This is a genomic window from Bacteroides sp. MSB163, assembly GCF_036416795.1.
Taxonomy (GTDB): domain Bacteria; phylum Bacteroidota; class Bacteroidia; order Bacteroidales; family Bacteroidaceae; genus Bacteroides; species Bacteroides maternus.
On the sequence record NZ_CP143867.1, the window covers coordinates 2500271 to 2522842 of the forward strand.

The following is a 22572-nucleotide window of genomic DNA, read 5'->3' on the forward strand; positions in this document are numbered from 1 at the left end:
AGCACTGTCCCATTTCTTGTTATTCGAGTGTGTTACTTCATAGGCAAAATGATTTTAAAGGATTAATTAATAGTGATTACATTCTTCTCGTCATCTTTTTTGTAGGTAAATTTATTATTCAGTCTGAGGACTCTCAAAACATGTTCTACTCCATCTCCCGTTCTGAATTTACCTGTATAACGATTGTTTAGTATTTTGGTATTGTTGACAATGATGCTAACTCCATAATATAGCTTTAGCTTTTCCAGCATGTCTTTGACGGAGACATTATTGAAACAAATCAAACCTTCACGCCACAAAAAGTGGTCAGGTTCTTTAATTTGTCCTTTTGTTAGCTTGTTTCCTTTCAGACTTGCCATTGTATTGGGTTCCAACTTCATTCCGTTTATTGTAGTACCTGGGATTAAGATTTCTACAGCTCCTTCCAATAAGGCCGTTTCCCAGATACTATCCGTTGCGTAGGCCATGACATTGAATTCTGTACCCAATACCTTGACATTACATTTGTTTGTTTCTACAATAAAAGGTTGTTTTTCATTTTTAGTGACAGCAAAGTAACCTTCACCATTTAGCTTTACATTCCGGATATCACCATTGAAATGTCCCGGAAAGGTTAACGTACTAAGCGAATTCAGCCATACTTTAGTACCGTCTGCCAATATTAGTTCGGCTCGTTGTCCGGCGGGTACATGTATGGATTGTAGTGACTCACTTTGTTCTGCTTGTTGCTTTTCGGACCAATAGTGTGTACCTAATAGAATAACTGCGAATATTGCTGCTATTTTTGCAGTCTCTATCCAAAGTGTACGCAATGTAAAGTTCTTTTTTAATTGCTTATTTTCTGCTTTTGTAGGTTCTGTGCGCCACAGGGCAATATCATGTAGCTTGCGCTGTGCCATATATTCACGCATATTCTCCGAGCTTTCTTGCATCCACTCGGTGACGTGCTGCTTTTCGGTTTCGGTGGCATTGCCGGATATATATTTTTGGAGTAATTCGGAATTCATACTTTATGTTATTTTATATAGTAACGACTAAAGTGGAAACAACCCTAAAAGAAAATTGGGAAAAATGGAATTTATTTCATTTTTGCTCTCAAAAAGGCAGAGATACATGGCTGAAGTTAATAATAGAAGAAGAAATAAAATAGAGGAAGATAATCTTTTAAGGTTATCCGTAATGCCTTTAATGCTTTTGATATATGATATTCCACTCCTTTTACGGAAATTCCCATCTGTTCGGCAATTTCTTTATTGGACTTGTTTTCGAACCGACTTAGTAGAAATGCCTGCCGGGTTTGGTCGGATAGTGATTTCAATGTTTCCCGGATGATACTTTCTACTTCATCCGAGAATATTTCATTGGGATCGCATGACTCTAAAGTAGAAATACGAATAGAAAGTTCCTGTTGCTGCCAATCGGCCATAGATTCAAAAGCCGTACGTTTGACTTCTTCGTGTTTCAGATAGTCCAAAGCTTTATTCTTTAATATGGTAAGTAGGAGCGGTTCTATATAATCTATTTTCTCTGTTTTTAATTTTTCCCATAATTTAATCAACGATTCGGAAGCAATATCTTCTGCTGCCAAATTATCATGAACATATGATTTGGCAAAGAAGAATGACTTCTTGTAATAAGAAGTGTATATCTCATTAAAAGAATTTACGATAACATTGCTCATTGGTATGTCAGTTGTGCTTTTCATTATGTACCTTAAAAAGGTATAGCAAAGTTAGCAATAAACATCCATATAACTTTATGCACTGTTGGAAAATCATTTGCTTTTATAATGATATTTTGTTAATGCGTTAGCTATCAGTGAACTGCATTTACCGACACCCCCCCCCTTTATGTAAAAGTGTTTACCGCAGGATGTAACGACCTTTACCCCTTATTGTAACGCTCTTTATCTCGACATGTAACGGCTTTTACCTCGGCGTGTAAATGAAGTTACCATTTGGGGTAAACAGTGTTACCGTGAAAGGAAACAATTGTTATGGCTTGAAATAGTTGGCTACCGCTTCTGCACATCGTTCTCCGTCGATGCCTGCCGATACGATTCCGCCTGCATATCCGGCTCCTTCCCCGCAAGGGAACAGTCCTTTTATTCGGATGTGCTGTAATGTATCCTTGTCTCTTATGATTCGTACGGGAGCTGATGTACGTGTTTCTATACCAATCATGACGGCCTCGTTTGTGAGGAATCCATGGCTGTATCGTCCGAATTGCTGAAAACCTTTACTTAGTCTTTCTGTCAGAAACGAAGGTATCCAGAAGTGAAGCGGAGAAGATATTAATCCCGGAGCGTATGAACTTTCGGGAAGGTCGTAACTCAGCTTTTTGCGTGTAAAGTCCAACATACGTTGTGCAGGAGCTGTTTGCCGCATATTGCCTTGCTGCCAGCAGGCGGCCTCTAAGGCCTCCTGAAAATACATCATGTTCAATTGACAATTGGCTGCGCTATTGCGCTGTTGCTGGTTTGGAGTTGTCAATTGTGCATTGTCAATTGTCAATTGCTCCAAGTCTTCCGGCCTCAACTCTACTACCATTCCCGAGTTGCTCCAACGCGACCCGCGGTTACTAGGACTCATTCCATTTACCACAATCTGTTGCGGACCGCTGGCAGCTGGTACCACGAAACCACCCGGGCACATACAGAAACTATATACCCCTCGTCCGTCTACCTGTGTCACAAAACTGTATTCGGCGGCAGGCAGATATTTACCCCGTCCGTTCTTATTGTGATATTGTATCTGATCAATTAGTTCTGAAGGGTGTTCTAGACGTACGCCTACCGCAATACCTTTTGCCTCAATTTCTACATTATTGTCCGCTAACCAGCGATACACATCCCGTGCGGAATGTCCTGTTGCCAAAATCACAGGACCGAGGATAGTCTGTCCTGTATTGGTTTCGATACCTTTTATCTCATCGCCTTCTATAATCAAGGCATCCATGCGTGTTTCAAAGTGTACTTCTCCGCCACATTCGAGGATAGTATTTCGCATATTCTCTATCACACGTGGCAATTTATCCGTACCGATATGAGGATGTGCATCTATCAGTATGGCTGTAGAAGCACCATGTTGACAAAATACATTCAATATCTTATCCACATTTCCACGTTTTTTGCTGCGGGTATAGAGTTTCCCGTCCGAATAAGCACCGGCTCCACCTTCACCAAAGCTGTAATTGGATTCCGGGTTGACTGTGTGTTCCCGGCTGATGAGTGCCAAGTCTTTCTTACGTTCGCGCACATCCTTTCCACGTTCCACGATGATGGGACGTAGTCCAAGTTCAATGAGCTTTAGTGCGGCAAACAATCCACCGGGTCCGGCACCTACTACGATGACTTGTGGTTTTTCTTCCACATTATTATATATAGTATGCTGGAATTCCTCATCCTTTGGCATTTCGTTCTGGTAGACCCGTATGCCCAGGTTTACGAATATAGTTCGTTGACGGGCATCAATGCTCCGCTTCAGTATTCGTGTAGCAGTGATATCCCGCATATTCAGTCCTTTTTCCTGTACGAGGTACTCTTTCAATCGTTGCTCATTGGCGGCTACTTCGGGCAGCACGCGCAGTTGGTATTCTTGTATCATAATTTATTTTTTCACCACAGAGGACACAGAGGTCACAGAGGGTTAGGGTTATAAAATAAAACGTTTAATACCGTATTTTAGACTTGGAACATTGAAGTTTAGTAATAATCCATATTGCAGACCGCTTAGCTTCATGTAAGTAAGAAGCTGAGCGGAGTGAACTGGCAGCAAGCTTTCAACGCTTTTTAGTTCTAATATTAATTTCTTTTCAATTAATAAATCAATTCTATAATCAGTATCCAATGTAATTCCTTTATAAATGATTGGCAACTTCTTTTGCCTTTCTACTTTTATATCAGCTTTACTTAACTCATAAAATAGGCAAGCTTCGTATGTGTTCTCCAATAATCCGGGGCCTAATTGAGTATGTACTTCAAATGCATATTTTAATGTTGTCCCCGTCAATATATTAATATCTTTTTCCATATATAATATTTTAAATCCTCTGTGCCCTCTGTGTCCTCTGTGGTGAATCATCCGAAGAGTACCCTGAACGCCTCCTCTACCTTCCGCACTGGTATCAGTTCTATCTTTATTTTATTCGTATCAATTCCTTGCAGATTATATTTCGGAAGCAGAATTCGTTTAAATCCCAGTTTCTCCGCTTCACCGATACGTTGTTCTATGCGATTCACAGGTCTTATCTCTCCCGACAATCCGATTTCTCCTGCCATGCAGACTTCCGGTTCGATGGCTGCATCCATATTGCTGGAAAGTATGGCACTGATAACCGCCAGGTCTATTGCCGGATCATTCACCTTCAATCCTCCTGCAATATTTAGGAATACATCCTTTTGCGCTAACTTGAAGCCTACCCGTTTTTCCAGTACCGCCAGCAGCATATTCATCCTTCGAAGGTCGAATCCGGTGGCCGAACGTTGCGGATTACCATATACCGCACTGCTCACTAATGCCTGTGTCTCAATCAGGAACGGACGTATCCCTTCTATAGCCGAAGCTATCGCTATACCACTCATCCCTTCATGATCCTGGCTCAACAATAACTCCGACGGATTACTGACTTGCCGTAATCCATCCTGACGCATTTCATAAATACCCAATTCCGCTGTACTGCCGAAACGATTCTTGATACTACGCAGAATACGATACATATAATGCTGGTCACCCTCAAACTGCAACACCGTGTCTACGATATGTTCCAGAACTTTTGGTCCGGCAATACTGCCTTCCTTATTGATATGCCCGATAAGCAATACCGGTGTATGTGTTTCTTTGGCAAAGCGCAGGATGCTTGCCGAGCATTCGCGTACTTGTGCTATGCTTCCCGGGGAAGATTCTATGCTTTCTGTAGAGATGGTCTGTATAGAATCAATGATTACTAGTTCCGGACGGGTGTTCTTGATATGTACGAATATCTGCTCTAATGATGTTTCGCAAACAATAAGGCAATCACTGGAATTGTGCGATAACCGGTCGGCACGCAATTTTAATTGGCGGGCACTTTCTTCACCCGATACATAGAGAACGCGCTTTTCAGGGATATGAAGTACAGTTTGTAGTACCAAAGTCGATTTACCAATTCCCGGTTCACCGCCAATCAGTACCAGAGATCCCGGAACCAATCCGCCTCCCAATACCCGGTTCAGTTCCTCATCGTGCAGGTCGATACGCGGCTCATCATCCGCCTCTATTTCACTAAGAACAATAGGTTTTTGCTTTTCTGTCTCTATCCCGGAGACCGGACGTTTGTTGACGACTTCCTTTCGTATCACTTCTTCCACATATGTGTTCCATTCTCCGCACGATGGACATTTGCCTACCCATTTTGGAGAATCTTGCCCGCAGTTGCTGCACACATAAACCGTTTTATCTTTTGCCATAAGAGACTCTTGTTGTTGAATGAATGGTCAAAGATACGAATTTAGCCGTTCGCTTGTCCGATTAAGAAGGGATTTATTCTGGTAGTGTATATGGATTGGTAAGAGTTCTTGTCCCCTTTCGGGCACAAGGATAAAGTCTTGTTTGCCACTAACGGGTTGCTTTTTTAAATGGTAGTAATTTCTCCCGCCATTGGAGTACGCATTCTCTTTCGTACCTCCTCAGGCGTATAACCGTGGCCCAACAGAAACATCAGTTTAGTAACCGCAGACTCTGTCGTACTGTCATATCCGCAAACTACTCCTGCCTGCATTAACTGATAGCCCGTTTCATAACGTTCCATCTCTACGGTCCCGGCACTGCACTGGGTGACGTTGACAATCACTATCCCTTGTTCGCAAGCATTCCGCAAGCGGCGTATGAACCACTCTTTGCGGGGAGCATTTCCCGACCCGTAAGTTTCGAGCACGACAGCTTTCAATCCCTCAATGCCCAATATACTCGATACTACATTCTCCTGAATACCCGGAAAGAGTTTTAGGACAGCAACATTGGTATCTAATAGATAATGTGGCTTCAGTTCTCGTTCGACTTCCTTAAAGCGGATTTGCACATTGTTGTATTTAATATGGATACCTGCTTCTGCCAATACAGGATAATTGAATGAACGGAATGCATTGAAGTTCTCTGCATTCATCTTGATGGTACGATTGCCGCGCATCAGGTGGTTCTCAAAAAAGATGCAGACTTCGGGTACAAGCGGATTGCCTTTTGCATCGCGTGCACTGGCTATTTCAAGACTGGTAAGAAGGTTTTCTTTTCCGTCTGTGCGGAGTACTCCGATAGGGAGTTGCGATCCGGTGAGGATGACAGGCTTGCTCAATCCTTCCAACATAAAGCTGAGGGCGGATGCGGTATATGCCATCGTATCCGTGCCATGCAGGATTACGAAACCTGTGTATCTATCGTAATGGTCACTAATGATATGCACCAGTTTACGCCAGGCTTCCGGATCCATATCCGAAGAGTCCATCGGAGGATCGAATTGGTAAGTATCGATATGGAATGTGAAATTTTGCAGCTCCGGTACATGCTTTTTCAGCTGCTCGAGATTGAAATTCTCTAAAGCACCCGTTTCGGGGTTTTCTATCATTCCGATGGTTCCACCGGTATAGATTAGCAAAATGGAAGTTATATTTGGACTCATATGCATTCTCTTATGATAATTCAGTGCAAATATAATGATATATCTTGGATTTAATATCAAAATGTTATAAAACTGTGCCGCTGATAGTGGAATATTGTGTGGTTATGTGTGACAATGACACTTCGCCCTTTTGCATATTTCTGCCTCTTTTGAGGCCTTTCTATATTTTTATTACAAAAAAACCGCAAAATGTGATAGATTGAATGTTTTTATTATTACTTTTGCGACACTTATCAATAATGAAAGAAACAGAGAGTATGAACAAGTACTATCAACATACAGTCACATCCATGTGCATGACCATGACCCTTAGGGGTTAATGGATAGTATTTGTGTTTCTACGTGTTACACTATTTTTCAGCAGTTTTTCTTATTTAATTCAAGTCAATACAGGCATATACGTCCTGTTCCCGACACATTGTATCAACCTTATCAATAGTAATAAAGGATATGAAAGTAATAAAATTCGGCGGAACGTCCGTAGGTTCCGCGAACAGTATTTTGAGCGTAAAGAGAATTGTAGAAGCAGTAGAAGAACCGGTAATTGTGGTGGTTTCCGCACTGGGGGGCATCACAGACAAGCTGATAAACACGTCGAAAATGGCGGCTGCCGGTGATGCTGCTTACGAAAATGAGTTCCGCGAAATTGTTTACCGCCATGTGGAAATGATTAAAGAAGTGATTCCCGCAGGTGAGGGGCAAGTGGAACTGCAACGCCAGATTGGTGAATTGCTCAATGAACTGAAAGATATTTTCCAGGGTATTTATCTGATAAAGGACCTTTCGCAAAAGACTTCCGATACGATTGTCAGCTATGGCGAGCGTTTATCATCCATTATCGTTGCAGAGTTGACGGGAGCCAAATGGTTTGATTCACGCAAGTTTATCAAAACTGAAAAGAAGCACTCCAAGTATGTATTGGATACTGAGTTGACGAATGAGCTGATTCGTGAAACATTCAGCATTTTGCCGAAGCGTGCACTGGTGCCGGGGTTCATCTCTACTGATAAGGTGACGGGAGATGTTACGAACCTAGGGCGTGGTGGTTCCGATTATACAGCTTCGGTTATTGCGGCGGCATTGGATGCTGACCAATTGGAAATCTGGACGGATGTGGATGGTTTCATGACTGCCGATCCGCGTGTGATTTCTACCGCTTATACCATTAACGAATTGAGTTATGTAGAGGCAACGGAGCTTTGTAATTTCGGTGCCAAGGTAGTATATCCGCCGACTATTTATCCGGTTTGCCACAAGAATATTCCTATTTTAATAAAGAATACATTCAATCCCGAAGGAACGGGAACGATTATCAAGCAGGAAGTATCTGATCCGCGCACGAAAGCGATTAAAGGTATTTCTTCTATCAATGATACCAGTCTGATTACTGTGCAGGGTCTAGGTATGGTAGGTGTGATTGGTGTGAACTACCGCATCTTCAAGGCGTTGGCGAAGAATGGCATCAGTGTGTTCCTTGTATCTCAGGCTTCTTCGGAGAACTCAACGTCTATCGGTGTGCGTAATGCGGATGCCGACCTGGCTTGTGAAGTGCTGAACGAGGAATTTGCCAAAGAGATTGAAATGGGAGAGATCTCACCGATACAGGCAGAGAAGAACCTGGCTACGGTAGCTATTGTAGGTGAAAATATGAAGCATACCCCGGGTATTGCCGGAAAGCTGTTCGGTACGTTGGGACGTAACGGTATCAATGTAATAGCTTGTGCCCAAGGTGCTTCGGAAACGAATATCTCATTTGTAGTGGATTTCAAATCATTGCGTAAATCATTGAACGTTATCCATGACTCATTCTTCCTGTCGGAATACCAGGTACTGAACCTCTTTATTTGTGGTATCGGTACGGTGGGTGGCAGCCTGGTGGAACAAATCCGTTGTCAACAGCAGAAGTTGATGATGGAGAATGGATTGAAGCTACATATTGTGGGTATCGCTGACGCTGACCGGGCTATGTTTAGCCGTGAAGGCTTCGATCTGACGGATTTCCGTGCAGAACTGGCAGAGAAGGGTAAACCGAGTACGCTGGAAACTTTGCGTGATGAGATTATCGGTATGAATATCTTCAACTCGGTATTTGTAGACTGTACGGCAAGTGCGGCAGTTGCTTCCTTGTATAAAGACTTGTTGTTACACAACGTTTCTGTAGTGGCTGCCAATAAAATTGCTGCTTCTTCGGAATATGAGAACTACCGTGAATTGAAACAGATCGCCCGTCAGCGTGGTGTGAAGTACCTTTTTGAAACGAATGTGGGTGCGGGACTTCCGATTATCAATACGATCAATGACCTTATCCATAGTGGTGACAAGATATTGAAGATTGAAGCTGTACTGAGTGGCACGCTGAACTATATCTTTAATAAGATCAGTGCGGATATTCCTTTCAGCAAGACCATCAAGATGGCGCAGGAAGAGCGTTACTCCGAACCGGATCCGCGTATCGACCTGAGTGGCAAGGACGTTATCCGTAAACTGGTGATCCTGGCACGTGAAGCCGGTTACAGACTGGAACAGTCGGATGTAGAAAAGAACCTGTTCGTACCCGATGATTTCTTTGAAGGTTCACTGGATGATTTCTGGAAGAAAGTGCCGGGTCTGGATGCGGACTTCGAAGCCCGTCGCAAGGTATTGGAAGCTGAGAACAAGCATTGGCGTTTTGTTGCTAAACTGGAGAATGGCAAAGCATCAGTCGGACTGCAGGAAGTGGGTGTAAACCATCCGTTCTATGGTTTGGAAGGTAGTAACAATATCATTCTGCTGACTACGGAACGTTATAAAGAATATCCGATGATGATACAAGGATACGGTGCCGGTGCCGGAGTGACGGCGGCGGGTGTATTTGCGGATATCATGAGTATTGCAAATGTTTAATTAATGAAGAATGATTAATGAAGAATGAAGAATTAGGCTGCGCTATCACACCGCATGGAAATTCTTCATTCTTAATTCAATTAATTATGAAACATATAATCATATTAGGCGATGGAATGGCGGATTGGCCTGTGGAGTCATTGGGCGGTAAGACGCTGATGCAATATGCCAAGACGCCTTATATGGATAAACTGGCAAGCATGGGACGTACGGGACGGTTGAAGACTGTTGCCGACGGTTTCCATCCCGGTAGTGAGGTAGCGAATATGTCCGTTCTGGGTTATGACCTGCTGAAAGTTTATGAAGGACGAGGACCTCTGGAAGCTGCCAGCATCGGTGTAGATTTGAAACCGGGTGAGATGGCAATGCGTTGTAACATCATTTGCATTGAAGGTGATCATATTAAAAACCATTCTGCCGGACACATCACAACGGAAGAAGCCGATGTACTGGTGAAATACTTGCAGGAGCATCTGGGTAATGAACGGGTGCGTTTACATACAGGTGTTCAGTACCGTCATTTATTGGTGATCAAAGGTGGAGATAAGCGTATCGATTGTACGCCACCGCACGATGTACCGTTGAAGCCTTTCCGCCCGTTACTGGTGAAAGCTACAAGTGAGTCAGCTACAAGTGACGAGCTACAAGCTACAAGTGCTATGCAGGATGATAGCGCAGCTCACTCGTCACTTGTAGCTGGTAGCTCGTCGCTTGCTCCCCTGACTCCGCAACAAACCGCTGATTTGATTAATGACCTTATCCTGCGTTCACAGGAGCTTTTGAAAAATCATCCGTTGAATCAGAAGCGAATGGCGGAAGGGAAAGACCCGGCTAACAGTATTTGGCCCTGGAGTCCCGGCTATCGTCCTAAAATGGAACGTTTGTCTGATAAGTTCCCACAAGTGAGACGGGGGGCAGTGATTTCTGCTGTAGATTTGATCAATGGTATCGGATATTATGCGGATTTGCGCCGCCTGACAGTGGAAGGTGCAACGGGCTTGTATGATACCAATTATGAAAATAAAGTGGCTGCCGCACTGGAAGCCCTGAAGACGGATGATTTCGTCTATCTGCATATCGAAGCCAGCGATGAGGCCGGACATGAAGGGAATGTGGATTTAAAACTTCTGACGATCGAGAATCTGGATAGCCGTGCTGTAGGTCCTATATATGAAGCCGTGAAAGATTGGGAGGAACCGGTAGCTATTGCCGTATTGCCCGATCATCCTACTCCATGTGAGCTTCGCACACATACCAATGAACCGATCCCTTTCTTCATCTGGTATCCGGGTATCGAACCGGATAGTGTACAGACCTTTGATGAAGCGTCTGTTTGCGAAGGAAGTTACGGATTATTGAAGGAAGATGAGTTTATTAATGAATTTATGAAAAGCTGATTATGAAATATTACAGTACCAATAAACAAGCTCCCGACGCCAGCCTGGAAGAAGCCGTAGTGAAGGGACTTGCTGCCGACAAAGGACTTTTCATGCCATATAGCATTAAACCTTTGCCACAAGATTTTTATGATAGTATCGATACTTTTTCTTTTCAGGAGATTGCCTATCGTGTAGCCGACGCTTTCTTCGGAGAAGATATTCCAGCCGATACGTTGAAGCAAATCGTATATGATACGCTGAGTTTTGATGTTCCTTTGGTGAAGGTGACGGAAAATATTTATTCACTCGAACTTTTCCATGGCCCGACGCTTGCTTTCAAAGATGTGGGCGGACGTTTCATGGCCCGTCTTTTAGGATACTTCATCAGAAAAGAAGGTAAGAAACAAGTCAATGTCTTGGTTGCTACTTCCGGTGATACGGGAAGTGCGGTAGCTAATGGTTTCCTCGGTGTGGAGGGTATTCATGTATATGTGCTTTATCCTAAAGGGAAAGTCAGTGAAATACAGGAGAAACAATTTACGACTCTCGGACAGAATATCACGGCCCTTGAAATAGACGGTACATTCGATGATTGCCAGGCGTTGGTGAAATCTGCCTTTATGGATAAGGAACTGAATGAGCATTTGCAACTGACCAGTGCCAATTCCATTAATGTAGCACGATTCTTACCGCAGGCTTTCTATTACTTCTATGCTTATGCTCAACTGAAGAAAGCTACGAGTGACAAGCTACGGGCTACAAGTGCTGTGCAGAATGACAGCGCAGCTCACTCGTCACTGGTAGCTGGTAGCTTGTCACCGGTTATCTGTGTTCCGAGCGGTAACTTTGGAAATATCACTGCCGGATTGTTTGGTAAACGTATGGGATTGCCTGTGAAGCGTTTCATTGCTGCCAATAACCGTAACGATATCTTCTATCAATATTTGCAAACTGGAGTTTATACTCCACGTCCTTCTATCGCCACCATTGCCAATGCTATGGATGTGGGCGATCCGAGTAACTTTGCCCGTGTGCTCGATCTTTATGGAGGTAGTCATGCAGCCATTTCTGCCGAAATTAGTGGTACCACTTATACCAATGAACAGATTGCCGAAACGATGCGTGAGACGTGGAAAGAATGTCATTACCTGCTTGATCCGCATGGTGCCTGTGGTTGCCGTGCTCTGAAAGAAGGATTGAAACCAGGTGAAACAGGTATCTTCTTAGAGACGGCACATCCGGCAAAATTCCTCGAAACCGTAGAAGGTATAATCGGCGAAACCGTAGAGATTCCTGCGAAACTGAAAGCTTTTATGCAAGGTGAAAAGCAAAGTCTGTCGATGACAAAGGAATTTGCTGATTTCAAAAGCTATCTATTGTCGCTATAAGAAGCAGAATTTCTTTAAGCAGGAAGAAATAAAGATCCGAAAGCTTGACTTTGGTGTTTCAATATAGTATATTTGTAACCGTAATTTAACTCAGATTCAAGTTTAAATTAGTGTAAGAGGAGGGGCATTGCTTCTCCTCTCTTTTTTATCCCATCTGAAATGCCACATTTGATCTTCCCGAATGCCACATCTTAATGACTGAAATTCGGGATATTCAGTAAATGTCCCTCTTTCTTATAAATTAAGAGAACAGTTTTACTTTACGTGAGCTTTTCTCTTAATTTTTTTGTGTAAAGTCTCAAGTCTTCTATCTTTTTAATAGAATATTATTTACATATTCTTATTTTTTCTTCCCAACGGTACATTATGTATATGTCTTTTTAGGGGAAGTTAAAACCCTCTCCTCTTTTCTTCTTCTTCTTTTAGTTTGATTATGCAGCCGTTCTTTTTTTCTTTTCGACCTTTTCTATCATAGATACCGCATTGGCCGTATGTATTCCAAAGAAAATCCAAAGTATTTCCGTTTTCCTGTTTCTGGCTTTTATTCTGGCCAGTGAGTAATGTTGTTTCTGCGTTCCAAAACTTCCTTCCAGGCGGGTAGCCCTTTCACGGCTGAGTTCCGACCGTAAGATTTTCCGCAGTGGCTCATCTTTGGCAGCTCTTCCCTTACGCTTAAAGGAAGTACTTATATGATATTTAGTACAAAATTTCCGGTTGGCATTATTAGCATAGATTGAATCCGCTGCAAGCGCCTTAACCCTGACCTTGGTCAGTTGTCGTTGCAAATGAATACAGTCTTTCAAACGTACTCCTTTGTTAAAAGCCTTAAAGGAGATATGTTCTATGAAGGAGATTCCATCTATTTGTATATTGTTGACCTTGGCTCCGAACTCAACGGATTTGGTTTCCTTGCCTCTGATAATGGGGCGAAGGTAATGCCGGTCGATACTCGCGATACGGTTGGACACTTTTTTGCCTGCAAATAAATTCTTCCCTTGCTCAAGGACTGTCTGTATGACCGAGAAACGTCTTTGGTAATCAGAGGATAGTGTAAGCCTGTGCCTGTAGGATGAATGAAGATGCTCCAGCTGGTCCAGTAACTTTTCCAATAACTGAAGTAGCCTGCGTTTAATCATACGGGTCTGTGATTTCCTGCGTTTACGCAGTTTACTGTAAGCAAGGTAGGCACGGCTTACATCAAGATACTTGTTACGGGGACGTTGTATGTGCAATGTACGGCAATGTTTGCACAGATGGCGATGAAGCCATACAATACCTTCCCATAAGAGTTTGACATCAGTAGGAAAGCGCAAATGACTTTCATAACAGGTGGCATCGGTCATACAGACATGAAGGTTCTCAAGATAAGGTTTCCAATGCTCAGCCAGAATAAGCTGGAGGGACTCAATAACAAGGCGGTCCGCTAGTTCCTGGCGAATCGCACTGACGATTTTAGGATTGGTCAGTGGATGAAGAGGATCAATCTGAACACCACAAAATAACTGGTAATGAATATTACCGTTTAAATGCTCAATCAGTTGTGCATCGGAAAAGTTGGTATAGGACTTCAGGACCATCAAGGCTATTTTACCTTCGGGAGAAAAATAACTTTTACGACCCAAAGCAGAGGACTTCAAATGCATTTGTCGGGCCAGTTCCGAGAAAGGAAACAGAGCATGGAGGCGACCTAATTCGCTCGTTGCAAAACTTTGACGATATTTTTTTAGCATATCGAACTCGGTAAAACCTAAACAAGGTTCGATTTCGGAGATTTTTTGTATCTTTACCATGTGTTTTTAGTTTAGATTACCCCCGTTTTGGCCGTCAAACCGTTTTTTTGGGGGGAATGCTTAAAGATACAAAAAAGGCAACTAACTCGCAATGAATTAGTTGCCTTAAATTTTATTATTTTGGGAATATCCCGAAATTCCACACTCTAACGGGCAATTAGTGTGGCATTTACCCGGTTATAGTGTGGTATTTGCCTTATTCAACTGTGGGAAACACACCATCTACTTGTGGCAAAAGCATCATCTGTTTGCATGAAACACATGATGCCTTTGGGAGATTCAGACCATCTGTTTCAGAGATATGCTACTAAGGACAACAGTGATAAACCACTTGCCGGAGTTAAGAATATATAAATCTGCTCTTGACAAAAAAACAGTAACTTATTCCTTTTTGGGAACCACCTTCAGCTCTCCCATCTTTAGTCGGTTGTCCCATAGTACAACAACTTCTATCTTCTTAAGACTATGTCGATAGAATAGTGTATATCCCGGGTGAGGAATGATGTAGCGTATGTTCTCTATTTCCGTTGTTTGTCCGATGAATGGATTCATGCTGATACGGTGCAGCATGTTCTGCAATTGTACATAGAGCACTTCACCGACCTCATTATTCCCATTCTTTAGTTTTAGTATCTGGAATGCCTCCTTCAACTGTTTCTTGGCGACGAGCGACCATATTACTTGCTTAGCCATTCTGCTACCTCCTTGTTTATTGTTAAGTTATTTTGTCCTTCGCGATTATCCAATTGGCAACAGGCAGTTTCAATCTCCCGGCGCAGTTGATGAGAGAATGTGAGCACTTGTTCTTTGCTCTTAGGTTCATCTTGGGTTTCGGTACGCAGTGTGTCTTTTTTTTTACTTTTCATAGGGCTATCCTTTTTTGTTTTTCATAGAACATCCTAAAGATACGAATAGTTTTGGAATATCCATGCACGTTGAACAATTTTCTTCTCCCTGCGTTCTCTGCCTTGAAACCAAAATTGCGATATCCGAATGAAAGATAAGAAGCTGGAGGCCAATTTAAGTTTGGTAGTCTCGCGAATATTTGCGGGATTGAATATGAATGCCCTGAAATACCTGCTGCCTGTGTGGATGGGTGCATTGACGGGTGTCACGGTGCGTTGTACTTTTGCTGCTGTGGCGTTCTGGGTCACAGGCTGTTTTGTGAAAGAAGCGCCTATCACACGGCGGCAGCGTATCGGGTTACTTTGCCTGGGGGCATTCGGCATGTATGGTTTTATGTTTTGCTATCTGTTAGGTATCAGTAAGACGACGCCTGTCAGTAGTGCCATATTCAATTCCCTGCAACCTATCTGGGTATTTCTTATCTCCGTTCTCTTTCTGCACGAGCGGGCTACACTGATGAAAATCATCGGTATCTCTCTCGGTTTCGGTGGTGCATTGCTGTGTATATTGACTCAAGGCAGCGATGACTTGGCACATGATGCCTTTACAGGTAATATGTTGTGTCTGCTCAGTTCGGTGTTCTTTGCCATTTATCTGATTCTGAGTAAGAAATTACTGGAAGAGATCGGCTTGGTGACCGTAATGAAATATGTGTTTGGGGGCGCGGCGCTGTCCGGTCTGGTGATATCTACTATCCTGGGCTGGGACGCGCCGTTGTTCACCGACGCAGCACATGGAACCTGGCACTGGATGCCGTGGGTGATTCTGGCATTCATTCTTATTTTCCCTACTTACCTTAGTTATTGGTTGATGCCCATCGGATTGAAATATCTGAAGACAACCGTAGTGGCCATGTATGGCTATCTGATATTGATTGTGACGACTGTCGTTTCTTATATCGTGGGACAAGACCGCTTTACCTGGGAACAGGGGGTGGCTATCGGGATGATATGTCTGAGTGTGTATTTTGTGGAGGTAGCTGAGAGGAAAAAATGAACTAATAGTTTATCACTACCAAGTATTCCCCTTCTGCGTGAATGGTGAATTCTGTTTCCGTGCTTTCGTTCAGTGTACCTTGCCACCAGTTAGTGAAGTCGCTGAGAGGGTATACCAAACCTTCGCCTCGCAGGTTGTGGGCACCGAAGTTTATGATCGAAATCTGTTGGCCCGGTTGGCTGGGGAAAGAACAGGTATCATGGCAAGGAATGAAAATACCATAATCGGTCAGCATACGGACATGAGCTCCGGTACGCATATAATCAATGAGCAGGCTGATATTTCCTAAAGTATGGTCTTCCCGTTTGCCTGTGGCTCCTACGATAGCGATGTTCTTTTTGCCTTGTGATAAAAGGAAGTTTACGGCTTTGGTCTGGTCGTTGGTTTCCTGGTCGGAGACGCAATGAAGAATATGGCTATATTTCCGGTGGTTTTCTTCACTCAGGGAATCTCCGTCACCGATAATAACATCAGGTACGTTGCCGCGATCTATATAAGCATCTGCACCGCCATCACAACAAACAATATAAGGAGCGTTTGCCAGTATCTGCAAAGGTCTGGGATGGGTTGGATAATCACCATTGGCTAAAATTACTGCTTCGGGTTCACCACAGAGAACACAGAGTTCCACTGAATTATTATTATTTTCTTTCATCATTATTTCTTTTATCACCTTACCACCTTATCACTCTACCGCTCTTTCCATCATCCTCTTCCATTTGAAGTAGCCAAAGATAGCGATTATTGTATAAAGAGCATACAGTCCTGCCGTGAAATCGAGGTCTTTGTAAACATAGAGTCCTGCACTGACAATGTCTACCACAATCCATGCCCACCATTGCTCTACATATTTACGTGCCAGCATCCACATACCTACGATACTGAGAGCAGTGGTGAAAGAATCAAGCCAGGGTACATTACTGTTGGTGAAACGAATGAGTATCCAGGCAATACAGACAAATGTAACGGAAAATGCAATGCCGAGGGGCAGGTAATATTTCATCGGTATACGGGTAATGGGAAGTTCCTGCTGCCCTTCTTTGATATGCAGATGCAGTTTCCGTCTTACAAAACTGCCGTATTTCCACATCATCCAACCGTAGACGGCTGCCCCCAGATAATAGATATTTATTCCGAAGTCAGCATACAGTCCGGCATCGTAATAGACGAAAATGTAGATAGCAGGCATGATGATGCCCGCTATCCAAAGATAGATACTTGCCCGGTATTCTAACCAGAGGTAGACAAGCCCGACGATGGTTCCGATAATTTCGAGAATTTGTTCCATGCTTTAAAAACTCAATGTGATATGTGCCAGCGCATTGATACCTGCATTAGGATAGTAGGCTGCGTAATTGGAAGTATAGAGCAGTTTACTGTCTTTGTCCTTTATCTGATTCTTTCCATGACCTTCGTATACAGCACTTCCCGATGCATAACCATTACTTTCGTATGTTTCGTCAAACAGGTTATAAATCGTCACGCCTACATTAACAGATTTCAATCCTTTCAGTTTGAAAGTATATCCGAGATTCAGGTTGCTCACACAATAAGCATCCAGCGTACAGTCCTCTTGATGAGCATTGTTTAAATATTGCTTGCTGACATATTGCGTTTGCAAAGATGCATTAAAACCTTTATAATCCAAAGAAATGAGATTATTTGCCATAAAGTCCGGTGAAAATGAGATGGGAGTAGTGCCAATATATCGGGTTGTCTGAGAGATACCCCAGCTTTCACTATACATATCTTTCCGGTCCTCATTCACATCACTTAGATATTCCGTGTAATTCTTGATGCGGTTACGGCTCCATGTTGCGTTTACATCCCAGCGCAGCCAGTTTGTGATGCGTGCACCTGCCATCAGCTCAATACCCATACGATAACTGTCCTTCACGTTCTCTGCTACGGCTTCGCCAATTTCATTCAATTGCCCGTTCAGTACCAATTGATTTTTATAATCCATGTAGTACAGGTTGACGCCTGCATTGAACCAACCTTTACGGAAAGTGTATCCCACTTCGTAATCGAACATCCGCTCTGATTTGGGCTGTGCGGCAAATAAGTTATCAGTATAGTTATTGCGTGTCGGTTCCTTATTTGCCACACTGAAAGAGGCATAAAGATTATTATTATTGTTTATCTTCCAGAATATGCCGGCTTTAGGATTGAAGAAGCTGAAATCTTCGTCAATCTTCAGTGGTTGCAGATGTGCCGGATCAGCTGTCCAGTCCCATTTGTCATTATTGCCGTTTATCTTATAGCGCAGATAACGATATTGCATATCGGCATAGAAGTTAACTCCATCCAGTATTTCATAATTTATCTTAGCGTAGATGTTGCCATCCGTTTTCCGTCCGATGTTACGATAATATTCATGGTCAGGATTCAGTTCACCCAGATAATTCTTTACCCATACCACCTTACCGTTATGGGTGTTTTTGTAATAATTCAGACCACCGCCGATGGATGCATCCAATTTGTCCCCTTTATAATCGAAAGAGAATACTCCACCACCGAAACGGCTGTCTACCAGTTTACGGCGTACAAGGTCTGATTTCTCTATCGTAGTACCGTTTGTTTCAAAGGGTACCAAGCCATATTCTACCAGCGTACGCTTATTCTTATATTCCTCATAATAACCGTAGCCGTCTGTATAGTGTAGCGCTATGTTCAATTTCCACGAAGGAGACAATATCTGATTTAATAATAATTGATAATGCGTCTGGCGATAATAATCTATCTGGTTATCATAAAATCCGATTACATTTCCATTATCATCTTCTATGGCGCCATTGGGATTATATTTGCGGTCGTTTTCCAGTGTTTCTTTATCCAGACCATCCCAAGCATGATAGGTCTCTTCTTTTCCTCCGAAGGTGATGAATTTAATAGTGGTCTTGTCTCCATAGTATCCGCCTTGTACAAAGTAAGACTTCAAGTCAGCACTGGCGCGGTCACGGTAGCCGTCACTGTGGATATTAGATAAACGTGCATCGAATCCCCAGCGTCCATTAATGAGCCCCGTACCTACTTTTACGGTTTCTTTATGTGTATTGAATGAGCCGTAAGAGCCGGAAAACTCCGCATACGGTGTGGGCAGAATACCTTGTGTTTTCATATTGATACTGGCACCGAACGCTCCGGCGCCATTAGTGGAAGTTCCCGCTCCCCGTTGAATCTGCAAGTCCTGGAGCGAAGAGGCAAGATCGGGAGTATTAACCCAAAAGATAGAATGACTTTCCGCATCGTTCATGGGTATGCCATTAGTGGTTACGTTGATGCGTGTAGCATCTGTTCCGCGTACCCGGATGCTCGTGTAACCGATACCTGCACCTGCATCGCTCGTTGTCAGTACTGACGGAGTAAATGACAACAGATAGGGAATATCTTGCCCGAAATTCTGCTTCTTAAGTTGTTCTTTACTAACATTGGTAAACGCCACAGGTGTGGTTCCCGTGGCACGGGTAGAGATAATTTCTACTTCCTGCAGGCTTATCACCCGCAAGCTGTCTTTCTCATGCGTCTGCGCACAGACACTCAGCGTTGCCATCAACAGGCAGGCCGCCATTGCATGTTTTCTCATTACAATTTTAACTATTAAAGATGAATACAGAAAAAGGGAGCTTTTCTTCTTTTCCCTCCGCCGGCACTACCCGGATCAGGTCAATGGGTATGATCTCAGCCCGTCATATTAGGGCACCCCTTAGTTGAAATCGGGGGCAAAATTAAGTGTTTTCGGTGAAACACGCAAATTGAGTGAACGATAACCGGAAATATTTGTTAATTTTGTGGGCCGGTGGGTATTTCTTAGTCCTGCCGGGAAAGTATAATTATTAACTTCAAACGAACAAATATTATGTTATTATTATTACAAGCGGCGGCTCCTGCTGCCGAAACTGTTGTAGAAGATAGTTTTAGTAAATTGCAAGTCTTTCTCCAACAACTGATAGACTGGGGAGTAAATGCGGGTGGTCATATCATTGGCGCTGTGCTGATTTTCATTGTAGGACGTTTCCTGATATCTTTCCTTAATAAAATGGTGGCCCGATTGTTGTCTAAACGGCATGTGGATGCTAGTATCCAAAGTTTCGTAAAGAGTCTGGTGAACATTTTGCTGACTATCTTATTGATTGTTGCCGTTATCGGTAAATTAGGAGTAGAAACGACTTCATTTGCTGCCTTGCTGGCATCCGCCGGTGTGGCTATCGGTATGGCATTATCCGGTAACTTGCAGAACTTTGCAGGTGGTTTGATTGTATTGCTGCTCCGTCCTTATAAAGTAGGTGACTTGATTGAAAGCCAAGGCATCACGGGTACGGTTCGTGAGATTCAGATTTTCCATACGATTCTGACTACCGGTGATAATAAGATTATTTATATCCCGAATGGTGCGTTGAGTAGTGGTACTGTGACTAACTACAGTCGTGAAGCTACCCGTCGTGTAGAATGGATAATCGGTGTGGAGTATGGCGAAAATTTTGATAAGGTGGAAGAAACGACCCGTCGTATCATTGCCGAAGACAAGCGGATTCTTAGTGATCCGGCTCCTTTTGTCGCCCTTCATGCACTGGATGCCAGTAGCGTGAATGTGATTATCCGTGCCTGGGTGAAGAGTGAGGATTATTGGGGAGTTTATTTCGATATGAACAAGACCGTCTACTCTGTATTCAATAAGGAGGGTATCGGTTTCCCTTTCCCACAACTGACGGTACATCAGGCAAAGGATTGATAGTAGTCTGGAATTGATAACCGTAAATGAATAAAGGGCATGACAAATTGTTGTTATGCCCTTTATTCATTTACGGTTAATACTCGTGATAGTTTTTATTGTAAATCACATTTCATATACTCCGAGTTCTTCTTCTATGGCTTCACATTCATCTTTCTCTATATGCAGTAAGCGATTGATTTCCTTTCGCTTTTCTAGATCAGTGAAATAACTTTCTACTACGGTATACAGGTCGAATCCTTTGGTGGAACCTGCTGCCATGTCTAATGACTCTACCATTTTCTCTACTTCCTTATGAATGCGTTCCTTGTTGATGAAATGCAACTCATTACTATGAATCAGATACTTTTCCATGATCATTGGTATTTAAAGTTCTATTGATATAACGTCTGCTGTGAACGGTTAGTTCATACAAAAGCTATTAATTCCTTTTTTAACTCAGAGAGGAATTAATAGCTTTAATATACTAAAAGTCAATCAACTGTCGTTCCCATTAAGGGAAACGCTCGTTCCCATCAAGGGGAAACTGACGTACCACCATAGGGACAAACTTCATCTCTGTAGAACCGGCAGCAGCATATTCATCCCAGAGCAATGAATTCCCATAGTATATAGACAAAAACAGGGCATTCCTTCTTTGAATTAAATATCTCAGTTATTACACTTCCCCATCCCCACATACCGTCTTTATCATCATCTTTATTCTTTACCGTACTGTCACCGATAGTGAATACCACCGGGCATCCTTCTATCCGGCTGGAACCGGTAATTGTATCCTGCTCAACCGGTTTCAAATAGTTGGCCAGCTCTAATCCTTTATAGTTCCGGATACCTTCAGCTGCAGATTCTGCATTCACTTTTGCCCCGAAGGCACTGGTGTGGATACGGTCTAAGTAGAACATATATTTCACTTTTTCCTTGCCGAATTTCTCAAATTTGGAGGCGGTGATATCATTCAGGTCTATAAAAGGTACTTCTTGTTCTTCGGCTATTTGTTTGGCCCACAGGCCGAAAGTTTGGTTGACGCGTGTGATAATTGTACTGTCTTTATCTTCCCAAGCATTGCGGGGAGTCAGTGAGAACAGGATAGGGTGGGCGCCTTTCGCCTTTACATCCTGCACGAAGCGACGCATATATTCTCCATAGGAATATACAGTTTCCTTCACTCCGGTTTCCTGAATGGTTACATTCAGGCTATCTTTACCGATTCCCGGTATGGAAGCGCGTGCGCGTCCGCTGTCATAAGGGCCGTTGTCATTATGTCCCAGCTCGATGATCACCCAATCGCCTGCTTGGACCCCTTTTATCACATCCGGCCAGAAGCGGTTGTAGAACGTACGGCTACTTGTTCCTCCCAATGCATGGTTTTCTACGGTAATCCGGTCTGATTCGAAATAATCACCGGCATAATATCCCCAGCCCCATTGACCGTTATTCCCATTTCCCAAGGTTCCGGTACGCATGGTAGAATTACCCACCAAAAACAAAACGGGATTATTTCCTTTTCGGCTTGAACCGGCCACAGGTCTTGCTGTACGGGCCTTATTCAAACTGTCCAGTGTATTGTCAATCACGTGGTTGGCATCCTTCATCGGTGCAGATACCTTATTCTGAGCCTGTGCCGAGAAAACAAAAGCGAATGCCATTCCTAAAATCAGATAGCTGTAAAATGTGTGTTTATTCATCTTTCTATAACCTTAATTCTTTGTTTGTGCAAAAATAGGTGAAATCTGAGTCTCTGCGAATGGAATATCATTCAGAATTGCTGTCTTTTTGTGCAATTGAGTGGGATTTCCTTAAAATTCAAACATTAAAGCTTTTTACGATGTTATATTAATAAACTTCAA

18 protein-coding genes, 1 pseudogene and 1 riboswitch are annotated in these 22572 nt (G+C 43.0%); of the genes and pseudogenes, 5 read left to right on the forward strand and 14 right to left on the reverse strand.

All coding sequences use genetic code 11. The annotated features are described in order from the left end of the window. Nucleotides 1-62 precede the first annotated feature (62 nt). The 6 genes from VYM24_RS08935 to VYM24_RS08960 form a co-directional block, all read right to left on the reverse strand. The gene (locus VYM24_RS08935; RefSeq protein WP_044265772.1) at nt 63-1007 is read right to left on the reverse strand and encodes a FecR family protein; all 945 of its coding nucleotides are present in this window, start codon (nt 1005-1007) and stop codon (nt 63-65) included. A gap of 116 nt (nt 1008-1123) precedes the next feature. Further along, nucleotides 1124-1705, reverse strand: a complete 582-nt coding sequence (locus tag VYM24_RS08940) for an RNA polymerase sigma-70 factor (RefSeq protein WP_044265775.1) — start codon at nt 1703-1705, stop codon at nt 1124-1126. 289 nt (nt 1706-1994) lie between these two features. Then, nucleotides 1995-3605 (reverse strand): NAD(P)/FAD-dependent oxidoreductase, encoded by a 1611-nt coding sequence (locus tag VYM24_RS08945; RefSeq protein WP_291553634.1) that lies wholly within the window; start codon nt 3603-3605, stop codon nt 1995-1997. Between the two features lie 48 nt (nt 3606-3653). Further along, nucleotides 3654-4031 (reverse strand): GxxExxY protein, encoded by a 378-nt coding sequence (locus tag VYM24_RS08950; RefSeq protein ID WP_330941981.1) that lies wholly within the window; start codon nt 4029-4031, stop codon nt 3654-3656. 47 nt (nt 4032-4078) lie between these two features. Beyond that, the gene (gene radA, locus VYM24_RS08955; protein WP_291553640.1) at nt 4079-5446 is read right to left on the reverse strand and encodes a DNA repair protein RadA; all 1368 of its coding nucleotides are present in this window, start codon (nt 5444-5446) and stop codon (nt 4079-4081) included. A gap of 164 nt (nt 5447-5610) precedes the next feature. After that, complete coding sequence (locus tag VYM24_RS08960) at nt 5611-6651, reverse strand: asparaginase (RefSeq protein WP_044155428.1); 1041 nt, start codon at nt 6649-6651, stop codon at nt 5611-5613. Between the two features lie 450 nt (nt 6652-7101). Between VYM24_RS08960 and thrA the strand changes: the two genes are divergently transcribed. The 3 genes from thrA (at nt 7102) to thrC (ending at nt 12301) form a co-directional block, all read left to right on the forward strand. Further along, entirely contained in the window at nt 7102-9534 is a 2433-nt protein-coding gene (thrA, locus tag VYM24_RS08965) for a bifunctional aspartate kinase/homoserine dehydrogenase I (RefSeq protein WP_299092449.1), read from the forward strand. 86 nt (nt 9535-9620) lie between these two features. Further along, a complete protein-coding gene (locus tag VYM24_RS08970; RefSeq protein ID WP_299092450.1) occupies nt 9621-10931 on the forward strand; it encodes a cofactor-independent phosphoglycerate mutase in 1311 nt (436 codons plus the stop codon). A 2-nt stretch (nt 10932-10933) separates the two neighbouring features. Continuing rightward, nucleotides 10934-12301 (forward strand): threonine synthase, encoded by a 1368-nt coding sequence (thrC, locus tag VYM24_RS08975; RefSeq protein WP_299092453.1) that lies wholly within the window; start codon nt 10934-10936, stop codon nt 12299-12301. Between the two features lie 431 nt (nt 12302-12732). Here the strand turns inward: thrC and VYM24_RS08980 are convergent, their stop codons facing one another. The 3 genes from VYM24_RS08980 to VYM24_RS08990 form a co-directional block, all read right to left on the reverse strand. Further along, the gene (locus VYM24_RS08980; RefSeq protein ID WP_330941191.1) at nt 12733-14091 is read right to left on the reverse strand and encodes a transposase; all 1359 of its coding nucleotides are present in this window, start codon (nt 14089-14091) and stop codon (nt 12733-12735) included. A 381-nt stretch (nt 14092-14472) separates the two neighbouring features. After that, nucleotides 14473-14784: a type II toxin-antitoxin system RelE/ParE family toxin gene (locus VYM24_RS08985; RefSeq protein ID WP_291551342.1), complete on the reverse strand. Its 312-nt coding sequence runs from the start codon at nt 14782-14784 to the stop codon at nt 14473-14475. Next, nucleotides 14769-14957 carry a hypothetical protein gene (locus VYM24_RS08990; protein ID WP_291551344.1) on the reverse strand — a complete coding sequence of 63 codons (189 nt, stop codon included), beginning with the start codon at nt 14955-14957 and terminating at the stop codon, nt 14769-14771. The genes VYM24_RS08985 and VYM24_RS08990 overlap by 16 nt, the downstream gene beginning before the upstream one ends. 127 nt (nt 14958-15084) lie before the next feature. Between VYM24_RS08990 and VYM24_RS08995 the strand changes: the two genes are divergently transcribed. Continuing rightward, on the forward strand, nt 15085-15993 hold the full coding sequence (locus VYM24_RS08995; RefSeq protein WP_299092457.1) for a DMT family transporter: 909 nt from the start codon (nt 15085-15087) through the stop codon (nt 15991-15993). Nucleotide 15994: 1 nt separating this feature from the next. Here VYM24_RS08995 and VYM24_RS09000 read toward each other — a convergent pair whose 3' ends face one another. Genes VYM24_RS09000 through VYM24_RS09010 form a run of 3 tightly spaced genes read right to left on the reverse strand, consistent with a single transcriptional unit; the run spans nt 15995 to nt 19579 of the window. Further along, nucleotides 15995-16648, reverse strand: coding sequence for a thiamine diphosphokinase (locus VYM24_RS09000; protein ID WP_291551412.1), 654 nt, complete (start codon nt 16646-16648; stop codon nt 15995-15997). 30 nt (nt 16649-16678) lie between these two features. Beyond that, on the reverse strand, nt 16679-17281 hold the full coding sequence (gene pnuC / locus VYM24_RS09005) for a nicotinamide riboside transporter PnuC (RefSeq protein ID WP_299092459.1): 603 nt from the start codon (nt 17279-17281) through the stop codon (nt 16679-16681). 3 nt (nt 17282-17284) lie between these two features. Beyond that, nucleotides 17285-19579 (reverse strand): TonB-dependent receptor, encoded by a 2295-nt coding sequence (locus tag VYM24_RS09010; RefSeq protein ID WP_330941982.1) that lies wholly within the window; start codon nt 19577-19579, stop codon nt 17285-17287. A gap of 34 nt (nt 19580-19613) precedes the next feature. Next, a riboswitch (TPP riboswitch) is annotated at nt 19614-19710 on the reverse strand. Between the two features lie 142 nt (nt 19711-19852). On the opposite strand from VYM24_RS09010, the gene VYM24_RS09015 reads away from it, so the two are divergent. Next, a complete protein-coding gene (locus tag VYM24_RS09015; protein ID WP_291551352.1) occupies nt 19853-20725 on the forward strand; it encodes a mechanosensitive ion channel family protein in 873 nt (290 codons plus the stop codon). Between the two features lie 105 nt (nt 20726-20830). Here the strand turns inward: VYM24_RS09015 and VYM24_RS09020 are convergent, their stop codons facing one another. Both VYM24_RS09020 and VYM24_RS09025 read right to left on the reverse strand, forming a co-directional pair. Continuing rightward, entirely contained in the window at nt 20831-21079 is a 249-nt protein-coding gene (locus VYM24_RS09020; protein WP_330941983.1) for a hypothetical protein, read from the reverse strand. Nucleotides 21080-21357: 278 nt separating this feature from the next. Further along, a pseudogene (locus tag VYM24_RS09025) lies at nt 21358-22410 on the reverse strand (rhamnogalacturonan acetylesterase); the annotation flags it as partial. Nucleotides 22411-22572: the final 162 nt, after the last annotated feature.